Consider the following 15,049-nt stretch of genomic DNA (forward strand, 5'->3'; position numbering starts at 1 on the left):
GCCGCCTCCGCCCGGTGGGCGGCTCACCATTGTACGCGGCCGACCCCGCAGTCCCTCAGAGGTACGGCGCGGGGTCCACGAGCGAGCCGTTGACCATGACCTCGAAATGCAGGTGGCAGCCGGTCGAGTTGCCGGTGGTGCCGGTGTAGCCGATCGTCTGGCCCTGCTTGACCCGCTGTCCCGGATGCACCACGGACGAGGTCAGGTGGTAGTACATCGTCGAGACGGCATTGCCGCCGATCACCCCGTGGGTGAGCACGATCCGGTTGCCGCCGGTCGGCACGGCCCCGTCCGCGAACATCACCTCGCCGTCCGCCGGTGCGAGCAGCGGCGTGCCGCAGGCGGCGCCGAAGTCCAGGCCCGTGTGCAGGTAGGAGCCCGTACCCAGGAAGTCGATGGTGCCCTCCGGCACGGGGCGCAGGCCGTACGGGGAGGTGATGGGCACGCCGGCGGGCACCGGATGGATGAACCCGGACGAGCTCGGTGGCGCGGGGTCCGGGGTGCTGACCACCGGCGCCGGCGGCAGGACGGCGCTTGCCGCGGCGGCCGCGGCCGCCGCGCGCTGCCGGGCGGCTGCCTCGGCGGCGGCGCGGGCGGCGGCTTCCGCGGCGGCGCGCTGGCGGGCCGCCTCGAGCTCCCGGCGCTGCCGCTCGGCGATCTGGTTGCGGACCTGTGCCTGGTCCGCCTCGACCCGGGCCAGGCGGCGGCTGATCTCGGGCTTCTTCGCCTGCAGCTGGCCGGTCAGGGTCGCGCTGTCGGCGACCAGCCGGTCCACGGCCGCCTTGCGCGCGGCGGCGGCGTCCCGGGCGGCCTGCTCGGCGTCGAGGGCTGACTCGGCGCGCGCCTTGAGCCGGGAGATCTCCTCCTCGACCGCCGCCAACCGGGCCGCCGCGTTCTGGTCGGTCGCCTGCTGCTGGGTCCAGGTGCTGAGCACCGTGCTCTGACTGCGCAGGGCCGCGTCGGCGAGCCGGATGCTGTCGGACAGGTCGGCGGAGCTGCCCGAGCCGAGCATCAGGGACACGTTGCTGGACAGACCGCCGTTCTTGTAGGCCTGCGCCGCGATGGCCCCGATGGCCCGGCGGGTCTTCTCCGCCGCCTCCCGATCGCCCTGCAGCTGCCGGTCGAGGTCGGCCTTCGACTGCTCGGCCAGCGTGAGCCGCGCGGACTGGGACTCGACGTCGCGCACGGCGGTCGCAACCCGGGCCTGCGCGTCGGCGAGGGCGGTCCGGGCGCCGGGCAGCTGCTTCTGGTAGACGCGCAGCTGCGCGATGGAGCGCGTGATGCTCGCGTCGAGGCTCTCCATTGCCTCCCCGACCTCGTGCGCCTCCTGCTCGAGCGCGGACTGCCGGTCGTCGAGGTCGTCGGCGGTGGCGGGCGCGACGGCGACCAGGCCGGCGGCCAGCACGGCCGCGGCGGTCAGGCCGGCCCAGCGAGCGGACCGACGGGACGGGCAACCCGGCCGAGCCGGGGATGTCGACGGGGTCACGGTCATACCTTCAGGTAGCGGCGCAGGGTCAGCACGGAGGACGCCCCGGCCAGGACGACGCCGAGCAGGATCAGGGCGGGCGCGACGATCAGCGCGTCGCCGGCGGAGATGAACGCCAGGTCCTGGCTCTCCCGGCTGAGGTAGTCCTCGACGTAGAAGCGGGTGAACGCCCACAGGGCCGCCGACGCGAGGACGGCACCGACGGTCGCCGCGATGATGCCCTCGAGGACGAACGGCAGCTGGATCACCGACGTGGGCGCGCCCACGAGCCGCATGATGCCGGTCTCCCGGCGGCGGCTGAACGCGGAGAGGCGGATGGTCGTGGCGATCAGCAGGACCGCGCAGACGATCATGATGCCCGCGGTCACCAGGGCGAAGACCGAGGCCTGATTCAGCTTCGAGAACAGCGGGTCGAGCAGTTCGCGCTGATCGTTGACCGTGTCGACGCCGGGCGTGGACGAGAAGCCCTCGCGGATCACGTCGAACGTGGTGGGGTCCTTGAGCTGGATCCGGAACGAGGACGGCAACTGGTCCGCGGTCACGGTGTCCACGATCGGGGAGTTCTCGAACTGTTCCCGGAAGTGGGTGAACGCCTCGTCGGAGGACTCGTAGTGGGCGGAGGCGACGTAGGGGGCGAAGGTCGGCGACTGCAGCTGGGCGGCGATGGCCTCCCGCTGCTGCTCCGTGACCGCCCCGGAGGAGCAGCTCGGGGAGACGGACCCCTCCTGGCAGAGGAAGAGGGAGATCTCGACCTTGTCGTACCAGTACCCCTTCATCTGGTTGATCTGCATCTGCAGCAGGGCAGCGGCACCGACGAAGGTGAGGGAGACGAACGTGACCAGCACGATCGAGATGACCATGGTGAGGTTGCGGCGCAGGCCGTGGCCGATCTCGCCGAGGATGAAGGCGGCCCTCATCGGGCACCCTCGTAGATTCCCGCGGCGTCGTCCCGGACGATGGCGCCGTGATCGAGTTCGATCACGCGGCGCCGCATCTCGTTGACGATCAGCCCGTCGTGCGTGGCCATCACCACAGTGGTCCCGTTCTGGTTGATCCGGTCGAGGACCCGCATGATGTCCATCGAGGTGGCGGGGTCGAGGTTGCCGGTCGGCTCGTCGGCGAGCAGGATGGCGGGCCGGTTGACGACGGCGCGGGCGATCGCGACGCGCTGCTGCTCGCCGCCGGAGAGCTCGTGCGGGTACCGGCCGTCCTTGCCGCGCAGGCCCACCGTCTCCAGCACGGCCGGCACGGTCTGCTTGATCGCCGTGCGGCTGCGGCCGAGCACCTGCATGGCGAACGCGACGTTGCCGAACACCGTCTTGCCCGGCAGCAACCGGAAGTCCTGGAACACGACGCCGATGCCGCGGCGGAAGCGGGGCACACGCCACGGCGCGATCACGGAGACGTTCTGGCCGGCCACGTAGACGGCACCGCGGGACGGCGCCTCCTCCTTGAGCACGAGCCGGATGAACGTGGACTTGCCGGACCCGGAGGCGCCCACCAGGAAGGTGAACGCACCACGGTCGATCTCGGTGGTGATGCCGTCGAGGGCAGGACGGGACGTGTCGTCGTAGACCTTGGCGACGTTGTCGAATCGGATCATGCGCGCATGCTGCTCCCGGCCCGCCCCGTGGCACCGAGGCGGGACCGTACCTGGGAACAGGAGCCTCGGCGGTTCGAGTGTAGGGCGGGGGCCGTCGCCGCCCGGTCAGCCGGTGCGGCGTGTCGCCCGGCGTCCCGCGGCCGGTCACGCGGGACGGTGGTCAGCCGTCGGCGAGCTCGTCGACGGCGGCGCGCATGCGGGCGATGCCGTCCTCGGTGAACAGCGGGATCCGCCCGTCGGAGGGGTACTCGGTGGCGGTCAGGGTGGGCAGCAGGTCGGCCCAGGACTGGGCGGCCCCCTCGACGTCCCAGGCGGCGGCGTCCTCGGCGTGGCCGGTGCGGTGCCAGATCACGCGGGCGGGGTGGGTGAGACCGTTCAGCGCGGCCAGCACGTCCTCCGCCCCGACGATCTCGCGAGCGTCCTCCCAGGCGGCCCGCTGCTGCACCCGGATCGCGAGGGACGGCGCGTCGCCGTGCAGTGCGTAGTCGAGGGCCGCCGTCGCGTCCGCGGAGGGCGGGGTGCCGAACCGGCCGGACTCCGACCAGATCCGGCGATACTCCTCGACGGAGGTGTAGGTGCGTTCGACCGGGGCGAGCAGCGGGGCGAAGATCTGCTGCACCGTCGCGTCGAGGTCCTCGGCCGCGGACGCGAGCCGCGGCAGCCACATGTCCACGAGCAGCAGGGCGCGGATGCGCTCCGGGTACCGGTGCGCGAGCACGAGCGCCGCGAGTGCCCCCATCGAGTGGCCGACGACGACGACGTCCTCCGCGTCCTCCTGGTCCAGCACGATGGCCAGGTCGTCGGCGTGCGCGGTCATCCCGTACGGCCCGAGCAGGTGATAGCTCTGACCGCGGCCGCGCAGGTCGGGGGCGAGCACCCGGTAGTCGTCGAGTCGCTCGGCAAAGGCACGGAACATCTGGTGGGTGCCGGTCACCCCGTGCAGCAGCAGGACGGTGCGGGCGGGTGCCGCACCGACGGTCGGTGCGGCGGGCGGTTCGACGGCGGTGTACCCGGCCGCAGGTTCCGTGGACACCGACGGAGCGTCATCCGGGGTGTCGGTGCCGGGGGCGCGCACGGGATCCCACACCCCGACCGTCAGGTCGCCGCCGCGCACGGCGACCCGGTCCTGGTGGTACGACCGCATCAGGAACGGATCCATGGTCCTCTGTTTCCCACCCTCGGGCCGCGGTGGCGTCACCGCGGCGGTGCGTGAGTGCCGGCCCCCCGGCGGCTCACGGGACCATCATGCCATTCTGCCGGCCGGGAACGACGCACGGGGCGCGACGTTGGGGACAACCGTCACGGCAGCCCGCCCGGGAGCGCCGGGAAGCTACTCGGCGCCCGTGCGGGCGGCGGCGCGCCAGCGGATGCCGGCGTCGATGAAGTCGTCGATCTCGCCGTCGAGCACGGCCGAGGTGTTGCCCACCTCGTGCTCGGTGCGCAGGTCCTTGACCATCTGGTACGGGTTGAGCACGTAGGAGCGCATCTGGTCGCCCCAGGAGGCCTTGACGTCGCCGGCGAGCGCCTTCTTCTCGGCGTCCTCCTGCTCCTTCTTCAGCAGCAACAGGCGGGACTGCATGACGCGCAGCGCGGCGGCCCGGTTCTGGATCTGGGACTTTTCGTTCTGCATGGAGACGACGATGCCCGTGGGCAGGTGGGTCATGCGCACCGCGGAGTCGGTCGTGTTGACGGACTGGCCGCCCGGGCCCGAGGACCGGAACACGTCGATCTTGAGCTCGGACTCGGGGATCTCGACGCTGTCCGTCTGCTCGATCAGCGGGATCACCTCGACGGCGGCGAACGACGTCTGCCGCCGGCCCTGGTTGTCGAACGGGCTGATCCGCACCAGCCGGTGCGTGCCGGCCTCGACGGAGAGGGTGCCGAACGCGTAGGGCGACTTCACCTCGAAGGTCGCCGACTTCAGCCCGGCCTCCTCCGCGTACGAGGTGTCGAGCACGGACGTCGGGTAGCCGTGCCGTTCGGCCCAGCGCAGGTACATGCGCATCAGCATCTCGGCGAAGTCCGCGGCGTCGACGCCGCCGGCGCCCGCGCGGATGGTGACGACCGCCTCCCGCTCGTCGTACTCGCCGGAGAGCAGGGTCACCACCTCGAGTTCGCTCATCGACTTCTTGATCGACGTGAGCTCCCGCTCGGCCTCGGCGCGGGTGTCCTCGTCGTCCTCCTCGCCGGCCAGTTCGACCAGCACCTCGAGGTCGTCGATGCGGGAGCCGAGCCTCTCGACCCGCTCCAGGTCCGATTGCCGGTGGGAGAGCTTGCTGGTGACCTGCTGGGCGGAATCGGGGTCGTCCCAGAGGTCCGGGGCGCCGGCCTGCTCGCTCAGCTCGGCGATCTCGGCGCGCACCTTCTCGACGTCGACGACGTTCTCGATGCTGGCGAAGGTGGAGCGGAGCTGGGCGATCTCGGCGGGAAAATCGGTGGTTGCCATGGTGCCACCAGCCTACGGCACCGCACCCGCCCGTCCCGTGGGCCCGACGGCGTCGGGGTCCCGCGGCACCGCCGCTGCTACGCTCGACGGACCGCTTCCCCTGCCGTCTGGAGTCCCATGAGTGCCGGCCGAGCCCGCCCCACCGTCCTGGCCGTCCTGCTCGCCGGGGGCGCCGGTGGCCGGATGGGCCCGCTGACCGCGGGCAAGGCCAAACCGGCCCTGCCGTTCGCCGGCTCCCACCACCTGATCGACGTGCCCCTGTCCAATCTCGTGCACAGCGACGTGTCGGATGTCTGGGTGGTCGAGCAGTTCCAGCCGCACTTCCTCAACGAGCACGTGGCCAACGGGCGGCCCTGGGACCTGGACCGCACGCACGGCGGGCTGCGGCTGCTGCCGCCGTACGAAGGCGCCGAGGGGGAGGGCTTCGCCGAGGGCAACGCGGACTCCCTGCACCGGCAGGCGGAGCTGATCCGGGAGTTCGGGCCGGACCTCGTGCTCACGCTCAGCGCCGATCACCTCTACCGACTGGACTACCGCGACGTCGTCGACACGCACCTGGCCGCGGGCGCCGACCTGACCATGGTGACCACCGAGATCGAGGGCGACGTGTCCCGGTTCTCCGTGGTGCAGGCCGAGAGCGGGCGCATCACCGATTTCGCGTACAAGCCGGACGAACCGACGGGCTCGCTGGTGGGCACCGAGGTGTTCCTCTACGACACCGACGTGCTGCTGGACACGCTGGCGATGCTGCTGGACCGGGACGGGAGGCTCGAGGACTACGGCGACGCGCTGGTCCCCCACCTGGTGGAGCACGGCACGGTGGCGGAGCACCGGCTGGAGGGGTACTGGCGCGACGTCGGCACCCTCGAGAGCTACTGGGAGGCGCACCAGGAGCTGCTGCACGGCGGCGGGTTCGACGTCTCGGACCCGACGTGGCCCATGTACACGGCCCAACCGCAGCAGCGGCCGGCGTTCGTGGCCGCCGGAGCGACCGTGGCGAACAGCCTGCTCAGCGCCGGCGCCGTCGTGCGCGGCACCGTGGTCGACTCGGTGATCGGGCCCGGCGTCGTGGTCGAGGAGGGCGCGACGGTGCGCTCGTCCGTGCTGATGGACGACGTGGTGGTGGCGGCGGACGCCACCGTGGAGACGGCCCTGATCGATCTGCAGGTGCGGATCGGCGCGGGCGCGGTCGTCGGGGAGGCGGACTCCGGCCGATCGATCGCCACCGACGGTGACGGCGACGCCGGCATCACCGTCCTGGGGGCGCGCCACCGGGTGGGTGACGGCGAGCACGTCCCGGCCGGCGCGCAGCTGCCCGAGCCGGCCTGACCGGCCCGCGGACGTCACTGCCGCAGTTCCGCGCGCGCCTGAGCCGTCGCGGTGACCGGGATGCCGTCCGGCACGAGGAAGGTCACGAGTGGAGGGCGCGCCACCCCGTGCAGCTCGATCCGGGCCGTCCGGCCGTCCGCGGTGCCGGTTCCGGCGCCGATGGCCAGGCCGTCGACGCCGGCGTCCGGGCCGAGCCCGTCGAGGTAGGCGCGCACGGCACCGTTGACCCGGTCGGAGCGCAGCACCGGCACGGGCGCGGTGGTGGCGCCGTCGCCGGCGAGATCGAAGGTGTCCGCGGCGGCCAGTGCCGCCGAGTCGGCGATCGCGAGCAGCTTCTTGTGCTCGATGTAGACGGCGGTGACGCCGGCGACCACACTCGTGACGAGCAGGGTCAGCAGCACGAATCCGATGATGAGCACGGTCGTCTGGCCGGTCTCGCGATCCTCGGCGCGCGACCGGGCCGAGGCCACGACCCGTGACGACCCGTTCACCGGTACCGGCCGAGGATCTCGGTCGAACTCGACTCGACCGCGGCGGCGCTGAGCGTCGACCCGCCGACCGCGGGCGCCAGCGGCAGGGGCACGGTCAGCCGGACTCGCACCGTCACCCGGGCGCCGGCACCCTCGCATCCCGGTGCGGAGCAGGCGACGTCGACGGTCCAGGCGGAGCGGTCGAACCCGAAGTCCCCCATGGTGGTGGCCGCGGCCGCCTCGGCAGCCCCACCGGCCGAGGCGGGGTCCTCGCTCAGCGCGATGGTCTTGGCCGCCTGGTCCGCGGCGCCGACGACCGCGAAGGAGCCGGCCTGCACGGCGCCGAGGCTGAGGATGAAGTAGACCACCGGGACGAGGAGCAGGGTGCCGAGGACGACGAACTCGATCACCGCGCTCCCGGCGTCGGCGCCGCCGGGACCGTCGAGGATCCGCTCCCGCACGGCCGCGACGACCGTCCTGGGGCGCGCCGGGCCGGGCGCCGCGGCATCGTCACGGGGCCGCACCGGCGTGCCCCTCGACCTGCAGCAGCCCCGACGGGCCGACCAACCCGAGGACCGGCATCGGCGCCGTGATGGTCACGCGCAGGGTCCGCCGGCCCGCGTCCCGGCCCTCCTGCGCCGTCACCGAGCCCGCGTAGTCCTCCCCCAGGGTGGACGCCACGAGGTCGTGGGCGCGTTGCCGGCCTTCGGCCGCCGTCCGGTCGGCGAGGGACCCGTAGCGAGCGCCTGAACTCGCCGCGTCGAGCAGCGTGTTCCGCACGTGAAGGATGACGGCGAGCTGGACGATCGACATCGCCAGCAGGGTCACCACGGCGCCGACGAGCACGAAGTCGACCACGGCCGAACCGCGGTCCCGGTCGTCCCGGTCCCGGTCATCCCGGCGAATCGGCCGGCCGCGCGCCACCGGGCGAACGGTCGTGAGGATCATCGGCGTGGCTGCACCTGTTGCATGGCCTGTTCGAACAGCCCCTGCAGCGCCGGGGCGGCGATCGCGAGGAGCGCCGCCACCAGGACCGCGGACATCAGGGTGATCATCACCCAGCCGGGGACGTCCCCGCGTTCGGGGTCCTCACCGGCGCCGACGCGGCCGATCACCGCTCGCGGCGCGGCGAGCAGGAGGGTGAGCAGGACGGCGCCCACGGCGGGGTGCGCAGCGGCGGGCGGGCGACGCCGCCCGGTGAGCGACCAGCGCGGCGTCGGGACGATGAGGTGGTGATCCATGGTGTTCTCCTGTGCGGTGATGTGCCGGTCTGACCGGCGGGGTGGGGTGGAGGGTCGGTGGCGGCACGAGTCGTCACCACCCGAGGTTGAGCAGGGCGATGCCCGGGAACACCGCGAACACCACGGTGAGGGGGAGCACCCCGAAGACGAGGGGGACCATCATGCCGATCTCCTTGCGGCCCGCGGCTTCCATCAGCTGGCGCTTGGAGAGGTCTCGAACGTCGGCGGCCTGGGCGTGCAGCACGTCGGCCAGCGGCGTCCCGCGTTCGATGGCGACGTTCAGTCCGTCCACGAAGCGGGCGAGCGGTGCGAGCTGGGTGCGGCGGGAGAGCTCGCTCAGGGCCGTGCGCAGCGGCGTGCCCGCCCGGTGCTGGGCGAGCACCCGGGCGAATTCGCCGGCGAGCTCCCCGTGGGAGGTGCGGACGACGCGTTCCAGTGCCCCGCCGGCACTCTCACCGGCGCTGACGGCCAGCGCCATCAGCTCGGCCAGACTCGGGAACTCGCTGAGCATCCGGGCCTCCCGTCGGCGGATCTGGGCGCTCAGCACGGCGTCTCGCAGGGCGAATCCGCCGACCGCCCCGGCGACCACGAGCAGCAGGGCGGCGAGGGTGGAGGTTCGGCCGGTCAGCACGCCGGCCACGCCCAGCACCGTGCCGGCGAAGAGACCGAGGCCGGCCCACACCACCTGCTGCACCCGGTAGTCCAGGACGCTGACGTCGCGGCCGGCCTGCGCCAGGCGGCGCCCGGTGGTCGCGGCGCCGACGGCGAACCGGGAGAACCACCGGGCCACGTCGACGAGCACGGGACGGAAGATGCGCTCGACGGGGCCGAACGGAGTGGCCGGGCCGGCCTCGTCGAACAGGCGTGACCGGGTCGCGACGGCGCGCAGTTGCGGGGCGATCCGGTCGGCGAACGTCGGCGCCCGCAGGGCGGGCAGCCGCACGATGGCGAGCCACAGGCCGAGCCCGGTGCCCGCACCGAGCAGGACCGCCCAACCCAGGTGCTCGGCGCTCATCGCAGCACTCGCTCGTCCGGCGGCAGCGACCCGATCCGCAGCATCAGCCGGTAGCACACGACGGAGACGGCCAACCCTCCGAGCAGCACGGCCGCTCCCGCCGCCGAGTTGTAGGCCGCGACGGCCTCCGGCCGGGTGGCCATCAGCAGCAGCACGATCCATGGTGCCGCCACGGCCAGCCGGGCGGCGTTCACCGTCCACGACTGTCGGGCCTCCAGCTCGCTGCGGGTGCGGGAGTTCTCCCGCAGGAACTCGGACAACGTGCCGAGCAGCCGGCCGAGATCGGAGCCGCCCACGTCGCGAGTCATGCGCAGGGCCTCGATGATGCGGTCGGCGACCGGGTCGGCCAGCCGTTCCTTGAGGCGGTCGAGGGCGGATTCGAACTGGCCGCCCGACCGGTAGTCGGCGCCGAAATCCCGGAAGAATCGGCGCAGCTCCTCCGGCCCGCGCTCCCCCAGCTGAGTCAGCGCCTCGGCGAGGGAGAGACCGGCACGGATGGCGGACCGGAGGTGATCGACGACGTCGGGCCACAGCTCCCGCAGGGAGGCCGCCCGCCGGCGAGCCCGCCAGCGCACGACGGCCAGCGGCAGCCAGCCGCCGAACAGGCCGAAGCAGGCCGCGATGGGCGTCGCCCCGGCACTGACGACGAAGACGAGCAGGAAGACCAGCACGCCGGCGCCGACGCACGTGGCCACGAGGGACGCCGGACTGACGTTCTCGATGCCGGCCGCCAGCAGCATCGCCCGGACGCGACCCGTACCGCGTCCAGAGTTCCGGGCCACCGGTCGCGGCCAGCAGGACCACCAGATCAGCAGCAGCCCGACGCCGAGCACGGTCCCGAGGACGGCGGACATGCTCACACCTCCAGCAGATCGGTGACGCGGTGGCCGGCGCGGACGAACTTGTCGTCCACCGGCATGCCGCTGCCGGTGGGCCGGAGCTCCCCGTCGCGACGGTCGAAGAGGACGGCGGTCTCGATCACCCCGGCCTCCACGCGGCGGCCGACCGCCAGCACCTGGGCCACCTGCCGGTACCCGGAGGCCAGCCGTTCGGCGTGGACGACGAGGTCGAGGCAGGAGGCCACGGTCGGCACCACGAAGGCGGCACTGATGTTCTCCCCGGCCAGCAGCGGCAGGGTGCAGATCTTCGCCAGCGCGTCGTGCGCCGAGTTGGCATGCACGCTGGCCATGCCCGGCAGGCCGCTGTTGAGGGCGATCAGCATGTCGAGGGCCTCGGCCTCCCGCACCTCGCCGACGATCAGGCGGTCCGGCCGCATCCGCAGCGCCTCCTTCACCAGGCGTCTCAGGGGGATCTCCCCGGCCCCCTCGAGGTTCTCCTGTCGGCACTGCATCCCGACCACGTCCCGCAGCGGCAGCTGCAGCTCGAAGATCTCCTCGACGGTGATCACTCGTTCACGCGGGCCGATCGCCGATCCCAGGCAGTTGAGCAGCGTGGTCTTGCCCGCCTGGGTCGCCCCGGAGACCAGGATGTTCAGCCCGGCACTGACGGCGGCGGCCAGGAAGCGCGCCGCGGACGGGGAGAGCGAGCCGAGCTCGACCAGGTGTTCGAGCCGCCGGGCGCGGACCACGAACTTGCGGATGTTCACGGACCAGTGCCGGCGGGTCACGTCGGGGATGACGACGTGGAGGCGGGATCCGTCCGGCAGAGCGGCGTCGACGAAGGGACTGGACAGGTCCAGCCGACGGCCGGAGGTGGCGAGCATCCGCTCGACCAGATCGCGCACCTGCGTCTCGGTCAGCGAGAGCGACGTCAGCTCGGACTCCCCGCCGCGCGCCACGTACACCTCGCGGGGAGAGTTGATCCAGACCTCCTCGACGCCCGGGTCGTCCAGGAACGGCTGCAGCGGGCCGAAGCCGGCGACGGCGTCGAACACCTGTCGCTGTGCCGAGGACAGCGCGCCCAGGGGTGGCAACGGCGAGACGAGGGCGCGCTCGGAGTAGTCGTTGACCACGGCGTCGATGAGCAGGCGCACCTCATGGCCCTGCCGGGCCGGGTCGAGACCGCGCAGCCGGATCAGCTCGCGGACCTCTCCCTCGACGATCTGAACAGCGTCCATACGGACCCCCCGTATTCGCGCGCGGACCCTCACGGGCTCCACGACGGGCCGTCGTCACCGGACCGTGGCAGCAGCGTAATCGTCCTTCGGGACGCCGACCAGCGTTCGGGCACAGCCTGTGGACAACCCACCCGGAATCGACGACGGAGACCGGTCGCAGCACTGGTGAGAACGCCTGCCGTGGTGAACACTGGGTGAACACCGCGTGGCCGGGGGGCGACGCACCGGTGTGACTCTCCCTGGGGGCAGGGAGGGCGTCCGACGGGTGGGGGGACACCATGAGCCGTACGGTCAGTCGTGACCGCCTCACGAGCATCCACCGTGCGCCGAGGCGCGCGCACCCGCGGGTCGGCGTCGCCGGCGGCGTCCCGCGCTGGCGCCACCCGCTGGTGGTGACCACCGCCGTCGTTGCCGCCGGCGTGTGGCTCGCCCTGATGGCCGCGAACGTCCTCTACTACACGGGCCCCCACGAGGGCGCCCTCGCCGTGTTCGACAGTCCGCGGTTCAACGGGGACAACGACCGGTCCTGGCCCGAGGTCGCCGGGTACGCGGCGATGTCCGTCGCCACCCTGGCCATGATCGGGCTGGCCGTCCGCCGCCGGCGCGCCGTGTACGCCGCGTGGGCCCTCGTGTTCGCGGTGATGACGGCGGACGACTCGTACGCCCTGCACGAGCGGGGCGCCAAGCTGATCCTGCAGCACGTCAGCCTTCCCTCGATCGCCGGCCTGCGCCCGCAGGACGCGGGCGAGCTGGGGGTGTGGGCCGGGGGCGGCCTCGTGCTCGCCGCGCTCGTCGTCCTCGCCCATCGCCGCGCCGACGCGCTCGGACGGCAGGACACCCGCCGCCTGGCGCTGCTGCTCGTCGCCCTCGCCGTCTTCGCCGTGGGCATCGACATGGGCGCCGAGCTGCTCGCCCGGGTGGTCACCGGTGAGGGGGCGCTGGCCTGGCTGGCCCTGATCGAGTCCGGCGGTGAGCTGTTCGTGATGTGCCTGATCGCCGTCACCTCCCTCGCCATGCTGCTGCGCCGCACCTCGCGTTGACCCGCTGACCAGCACGCCCGTACCCGCGCGTCGCTTACGCGCGCCCGCCCGCGGTCGATAGGGGCAGAAGAGACGGGAGTGACTGCCGTGACCGTTTCGTTGTCACGTTGATCACGCCAGTCCCACCCGAAACACTGTCGTGATATCTTGACGAGTGGGTTTGGCCGTTCAATGTCAAGCCGACACGCCGTGAGCATCGGGGGGTGTTCCCGGCGGGATCAGCCCGCATCGGACTGTTCGGTCCGGTGTGCCCAACGACGCCCGACCCCGCGGGCGCTATCGCGGAGACAATTCCATGACATCTCACTCACGTGATCCGCAGGTCTCAGGCGGACACCACCTCGACTCCTCCACCGCCACCGCGCGCCCGCTCCGGGCGCTCACCCGCTGGCTCACCACGGCGATCGCGCTCGCCCTCGTCGTCGGCCCCGGCGCCGGCGCCGCGGTCGCGGCCCCGGTGAACCCGTACGCCCCGCCCGGCTCGCCCGCCGCCGGCACCCCCGGTACGGCCGCGTCCGTGCCCGCCGCCCCCGTGCCGACCGCTCCGGTGCCGACCCGGAGCTCGTCCACCAGCTCCGCGCCCGGCACCACGCTGCCCAAGCAGACGACGCCGCTGACGGCGGCCGAACGCGCCAGCACGGTCCGCTCGGACATCGATCTGGCGGAGTTGAAGAAGCAGCAGGGCACCAACGGCGCCTACCTCGGGCAGGGCGTCAAGGCCCGGGCGACGGGCTCCGGCGTGCGGGCGAAGAGCCCGTCCGGCACGTCGACGCCGTCCACCGCGCGGACCACCGCCAGCTGGACCCCGGACGGCGGCGTCCTCGGCATGGACGTCAGCGGCTGGCAGCAGAACGTCAACTGGGCCACGGCGTGGAGCCAGGGTTCGAAGTTCGCCTACGTGAAGGCGTCCGAGGGCAACTACCAGGTCAACGACTACTTCTCCCAGCAGTACAACGGCGCCGCCGCCGTCGGCATGATTCGCGGCGGCTACCACTTCGCGCTGCCCGGCGTGTCCTCCGGTGCCAGCCAGGCCACCACCTTCATCAACAACGGCGGCGGCTGGTCCGGTGACGGCAAGACCCTCCCGCCGCTGCTGGACGTCGAGTACAACCCGTACCCGGAGCTCGGGAACGCGTGCTTCGACCTCACGCCCGCGCAGATGGTGTCCTGGATTCGGGACTTCTCCAACACGGTCAAGGCGAAGACCGGCCGGGCCCCGGCGATCTACACGACCACCGACTGGTGGATCAAGTGCACCGGCAACAGCGCCGCGTTCAGCGACAACCCGCTGCACCTGGCCGCGTACTCGACCTGGGTGGGTGACATGCCGGCCAGCTGGTCCACCTACAGCATCTGGCAGTTCTCCTCCGAGGGCCCGTTCGTCGGCGACTCCAACCAGTGGAACGGTTCCTACGCGCAGCTGCAGACCTTCGCCCGCGGCGCCGTCGCCTCCGCCGCACCGGTCGCCCCCGCACCGGTGATCCAGCCCACCGGCCCGTCCATCACCTCTCCCGCGGACGTCGTGGCCGCCGACACGGCCGGGAACCTCTGGAACTACCCCGCCACGGGCCGGGGCACCGTGAGCACCCGCTACCGGATCTCCACCGGCTGGGCCACGGCACGCTCCGTCACGGTCATCGACTGGAACAACGACGGCGTCCTGGACCTGCTCGGCCAGTGGCGCAGCGGCAGCCTGACCGTCTACCCGGGGAAGAAGACCGGCGGCTTCGGCGCCGCCACGTACCTGATCCGGGGCGGCGGCATCGCCGGGGCGCAGCTGACCGTCGGCTACTGGATCGCCTCGAGTGCCTACCCGCAGGTTCTCGCCCGCAACAGCAACGGCACCATGACGCTGTGGCGGTGGAGCAACGGCGGGCTCGTCCAGGGCGGCTCCCTCGGCGCCGGCTGGACCGGCTTCGACACCGTCATGATCGACTTCGACGGCGACGGCCTGGAGGACCTGCTCGCCCGGCACCCGCGCACCGGCGGCCTGTACGTCTACCGCGGCAACGGCACCGGCGGCTTCCTGAACCGGAGCGCGCCGCGCTACGTCGGCGGCTCGTGGAACATCGCCAGCTCGATCAGCGTGCTCAGCAACTTCAGCGGTGCCGGTTCGATGGGCCTGGCCGTCCGGGTCAAGGGCGGCAACCTGCGCTACTACGCCGTCCCGGGCAACGGCACCTGGGGCTCGGTGAGCACCTTCGGGACCGGCTGGAACTCGTACAACATCGCCGGCGGGGAGACCATCCGCGCCTGGTGACCCGCAGCTGACCCGACGCGAGAGGCCCGCACCCGTGAGGGTGCGGGCCTCTCGTCATGCGCGGCGGCCGCGGCCGCCGCGC

At 72.6% G+C, this 15,049-nt stretch carries 15 protein-coding genes; 3 read left to right on the forward strand and 12 right to left on the reverse strand.

What is annotated here, in order from left to right:
• Positions 1-55 precede the first annotated feature (55 nt).
• From IEX22_RS15805 to prfB, 5 genes are all read right to left on the reverse strand, one after another.
• The gene (locus IEX22_RS15805; RefSeq protein WP_188667484.1) at positions 56-1,492 is read right to left on the reverse strand and encodes a M23 family metallopeptidase; all 1,437 of its coding nucleotides are present in this window, start codon (positions 1,490-1,492) and stop codon (positions 56-58) included.
• The gene (ftsX, locus tag IEX22_RS06295) at positions 1,489-2,403 is read right to left on the reverse strand and encodes a permease-like cell division protein FtsX (protein ID WP_188667485.1); all 915 of its coding nucleotides are present in this window, start codon (positions 2,401-2,403) and stop codon (positions 1,489-1,491) included. Before ftsX ends, IEX22_RS15805 begins: the two co-directional genes overlap by 4 nt.
• On the reverse strand, positions 2,400-3,089 hold the full coding sequence (gene ftsE, locus IEX22_RS06300; protein WP_188667486.1) for a cell division ATP-binding protein FtsE: 690 nt from the start codon (positions 3,087-3,089) through the stop codon (positions 2,400-2,402). The genes ftsX and ftsE overlap by 4 nt, the downstream gene beginning before the upstream one ends.
• Before the next feature lie 160 nt (positions 3,090-3,249).
• On the reverse strand, positions 3,250-4,248 hold the full coding sequence (locus tag IEX22_RS06305) for an alpha/beta fold hydrolase (RefSeq protein ID WP_188667487.1): 999 nt from the start codon (positions 4,246-4,248) through the stop codon (positions 3,250-3,252).
• A gap of 171 nt (positions 4,249-4,419) precedes the next feature.
• A complete protein-coding gene (gene prfB / locus IEX22_RS06310) occupies positions 4,420-5,535 on the reverse strand; it encodes a peptide chain release factor 2 (protein WP_188667488.1) in 1,116 nt (371 codons plus the stop codon).
• Between the two features lie 117 nt (positions 5,536-5,652).
• Between prfB and IEX22_RS06315 the strand changes: the two genes are divergently transcribed.
• Positions 5,653-6,864 (forward strand): glucose-1-phosphate adenylyltransferase family protein, encoded by a 1,212-nt coding sequence (locus tag IEX22_RS06315; protein WP_188667489.1) that lies wholly within the window; start codon positions 5,653-5,655, stop codon positions 6,862-6,864.
• Between the two features lie 14 nt (positions 6,865-6,878).
• Here the strand turns inward: IEX22_RS06315 and IEX22_RS06320 are convergent, their stop codons facing one another.
• From IEX22_RS06320 to IEX22_RS06345, 7 genes are all read right to left on the reverse strand, one after another.
• Positions 6,879-7,334 (reverse strand): pilus assembly protein TadG-related protein, encoded by a 456-nt coding sequence (locus IEX22_RS06320; protein WP_229659818.1) that lies wholly within the window; start codon positions 7,332-7,334, stop codon positions 6,879-6,881.
• Positions 7,335-7,351: 17 nt separating this feature from the next.
• Positions 7,352-7,858 (reverse strand): hypothetical protein, encoded by a 507-nt coding sequence (locus tag IEX22_RS15810; RefSeq protein WP_229659819.1) that lies wholly within the window; start codon positions 7,856-7,858, stop codon positions 7,352-7,354.
• On the reverse strand, positions 7,845-8,282 hold the full coding sequence (locus IEX22_RS06325; protein WP_188667491.1) for a TadE family protein: 438 nt from the start codon (positions 8,280-8,282) through the stop codon (positions 7,845-7,847). Before IEX22_RS06325 ends, IEX22_RS15810 begins: the two co-directional genes overlap by 14 nt.
• Positions 8,279-8,575: a hypothetical protein gene (locus IEX22_RS16535; RefSeq protein ID WP_438816603.1), complete on the reverse strand. Its 297-nt coding sequence runs from the start codon at positions 8,573-8,575 to the stop codon at positions 8,279-8,281. Before IEX22_RS16535 ends, IEX22_RS06325 begins: the two co-directional genes overlap by 4 nt.
• A gap of 73 nt (positions 8,576-8,648) precedes the next feature.
• Positions 8,649-9,590 carry a type II secretion system F family protein gene (locus IEX22_RS06335; protein WP_188667492.1) on the reverse strand — a complete coding sequence of 314 codons (942 nt, stop codon included), beginning with the start codon at positions 9,588-9,590 and terminating at the stop codon, positions 8,649-8,651.
• Positions 9,587-10,444, reverse strand: a complete 858-nt coding sequence (locus IEX22_RS06340; RefSeq protein ID WP_188667493.1) for a type II secretion system F family protein — start codon at positions 10,442-10,444, stop codon at positions 9,587-9,589. The genes IEX22_RS06335 and IEX22_RS06340 overlap by 4 nt, the downstream gene beginning before the upstream one ends.
• A gap of 2 nt (positions 10,445-10,446) precedes the next feature.
• Complete coding sequence (locus tag IEX22_RS06345) at positions 10,447-11,667, reverse strand: TadA family conjugal transfer-associated ATPase (protein WP_188667494.1); 1,221 nt, start codon at positions 11,665-11,667, stop codon at positions 10,447-10,449.
• 278 nt (positions 11,668-11,945) lie between these two features.
• Between IEX22_RS06345 and IEX22_RS06350 the strand changes: the two genes are divergently transcribed.
• Positions 11,946-12,707: a DUF8692 domain-containing protein gene (locus IEX22_RS06350; protein ID WP_188667495.1), complete on the forward strand. Its 762-nt coding sequence runs from the start codon at positions 11,946-11,948 to the stop codon at positions 12,705-12,707.
• A gap of 295 nt (positions 12,708-13,002) precedes the next feature.
• On the forward strand, positions 13,003-14,967 hold the full coding sequence (locus IEX22_RS15815; protein WP_229659820.1) for a GH25 family lysozyme: 1,965 nt from the start codon (positions 13,003-13,005) through the stop codon (positions 14,965-14,967).
• The last annotated feature ends 82 nt before the right edge of the window (positions 14,968-15,049 follow it).

It is taken from the genome of Tersicoccus solisilvae, assembly GCF_014643255.1.
Taxonomy (GTDB): Bacteria; Actinomycetota; Actinomycetes; order Actinomycetales; family Micrococcaceae; genus Tersicoccus; species Tersicoccus solisilvae.

What these genes read in the sequence shown, in the direction of transcription:
- IEX22_RS06335 (WP_188667492.1), bottom strand. Translation starts at nt 9,590, where the DNA reads ATGAGCGCCGAGCACCTGGGTTGGGCGGTCCTGCTCGGTGCGGGCACC.
- IEX22_RS06315 (WP_188667489.1), top strand. Translation starts at nt 5,653, where the DNA reads ATGAGTGCCGGCCGAGCCCGCCCCACCGTCCTGGCCGTCCTGCTCGCC.
- IEX22_RS06340 (WP_188667493.1), bottom strand. Translation starts at nt 10,444, where the DNA reads ATGTCCGCCGTCCTCGGGACCGTGCTCGGCGTCGGGCTGCTGCTGATC.
- ftsX (WP_188667485.1), bottom strand. Translation starts at nt 2,403, where the DNA reads ATGAGGGCCGCCTTCATCCTCGGCGAGATCGGCCACGGCCTGCGCCGC.
- IEX22_RS06345 (WP_188667494.1), bottom strand. Translation starts at nt 11,667, where the DNA reads ATGGACGCTGTTCAGATCGTCGAGGGAGAGGTCCGCGAGCTGATCCGG.
- IEX22_RS15805 (WP_188667484.1), bottom strand. Translation starts at nt 1,492, where the DNA reads ATGACCGTGACCCCGTCGACATCCCCGGCTCGGCCGGGTTGCCCGTCC.
- IEX22_RS15815 (WP_229659820.1), top strand. Translation starts at nt 13,003, where the DNA reads ATGACATCTCACTCACGTGATCCGCAGGTCTCAGGCGGACACCACCTC.
- ftsE (WP_188667486.1), bottom strand. Translation starts at nt 3,089, where the DNA reads ATGATCCGATTCGACAACGTCGCCAAGGTCTACGACGACACGTCCCGT.
- IEX22_RS06305 (WP_188667487.1), bottom strand. Translation starts at nt 4,248, where the DNA reads ATGGATCCGTTCCTGATGCGGTCGTACCACCAGGACCGGGTCGCCGTG.
- prfB (WP_188667488.1), bottom strand. Translation starts at nt 5,535, where the DNA reads ATGGCAACCACCGATTTTCCCGCCGAGATCGCCCAGCTCCGCTCCACC.
- IEX22_RS16535 (WP_438816603.1), bottom strand. Translation starts at nt 8,575, where the DNA reads ATGGATCACCACCTCATCGTCCCGACGCCGCGCTGGTCGCTCACCGGG.
- IEX22_RS06325 (WP_188667491.1), bottom strand. Translation starts at nt 8,282, where the DNA reads ATGATCCTCACGACCGTTCGCCCGGTGGCGCGCGGCCGGCCGATTCGC.
- IEX22_RS06350 (WP_188667495.1), top strand. Translation starts at nt 11,946, where the DNA reads ATGAGCCGTACGGTCAGTCGTGACCGCCTCACGAGCATCCACCGTGCG.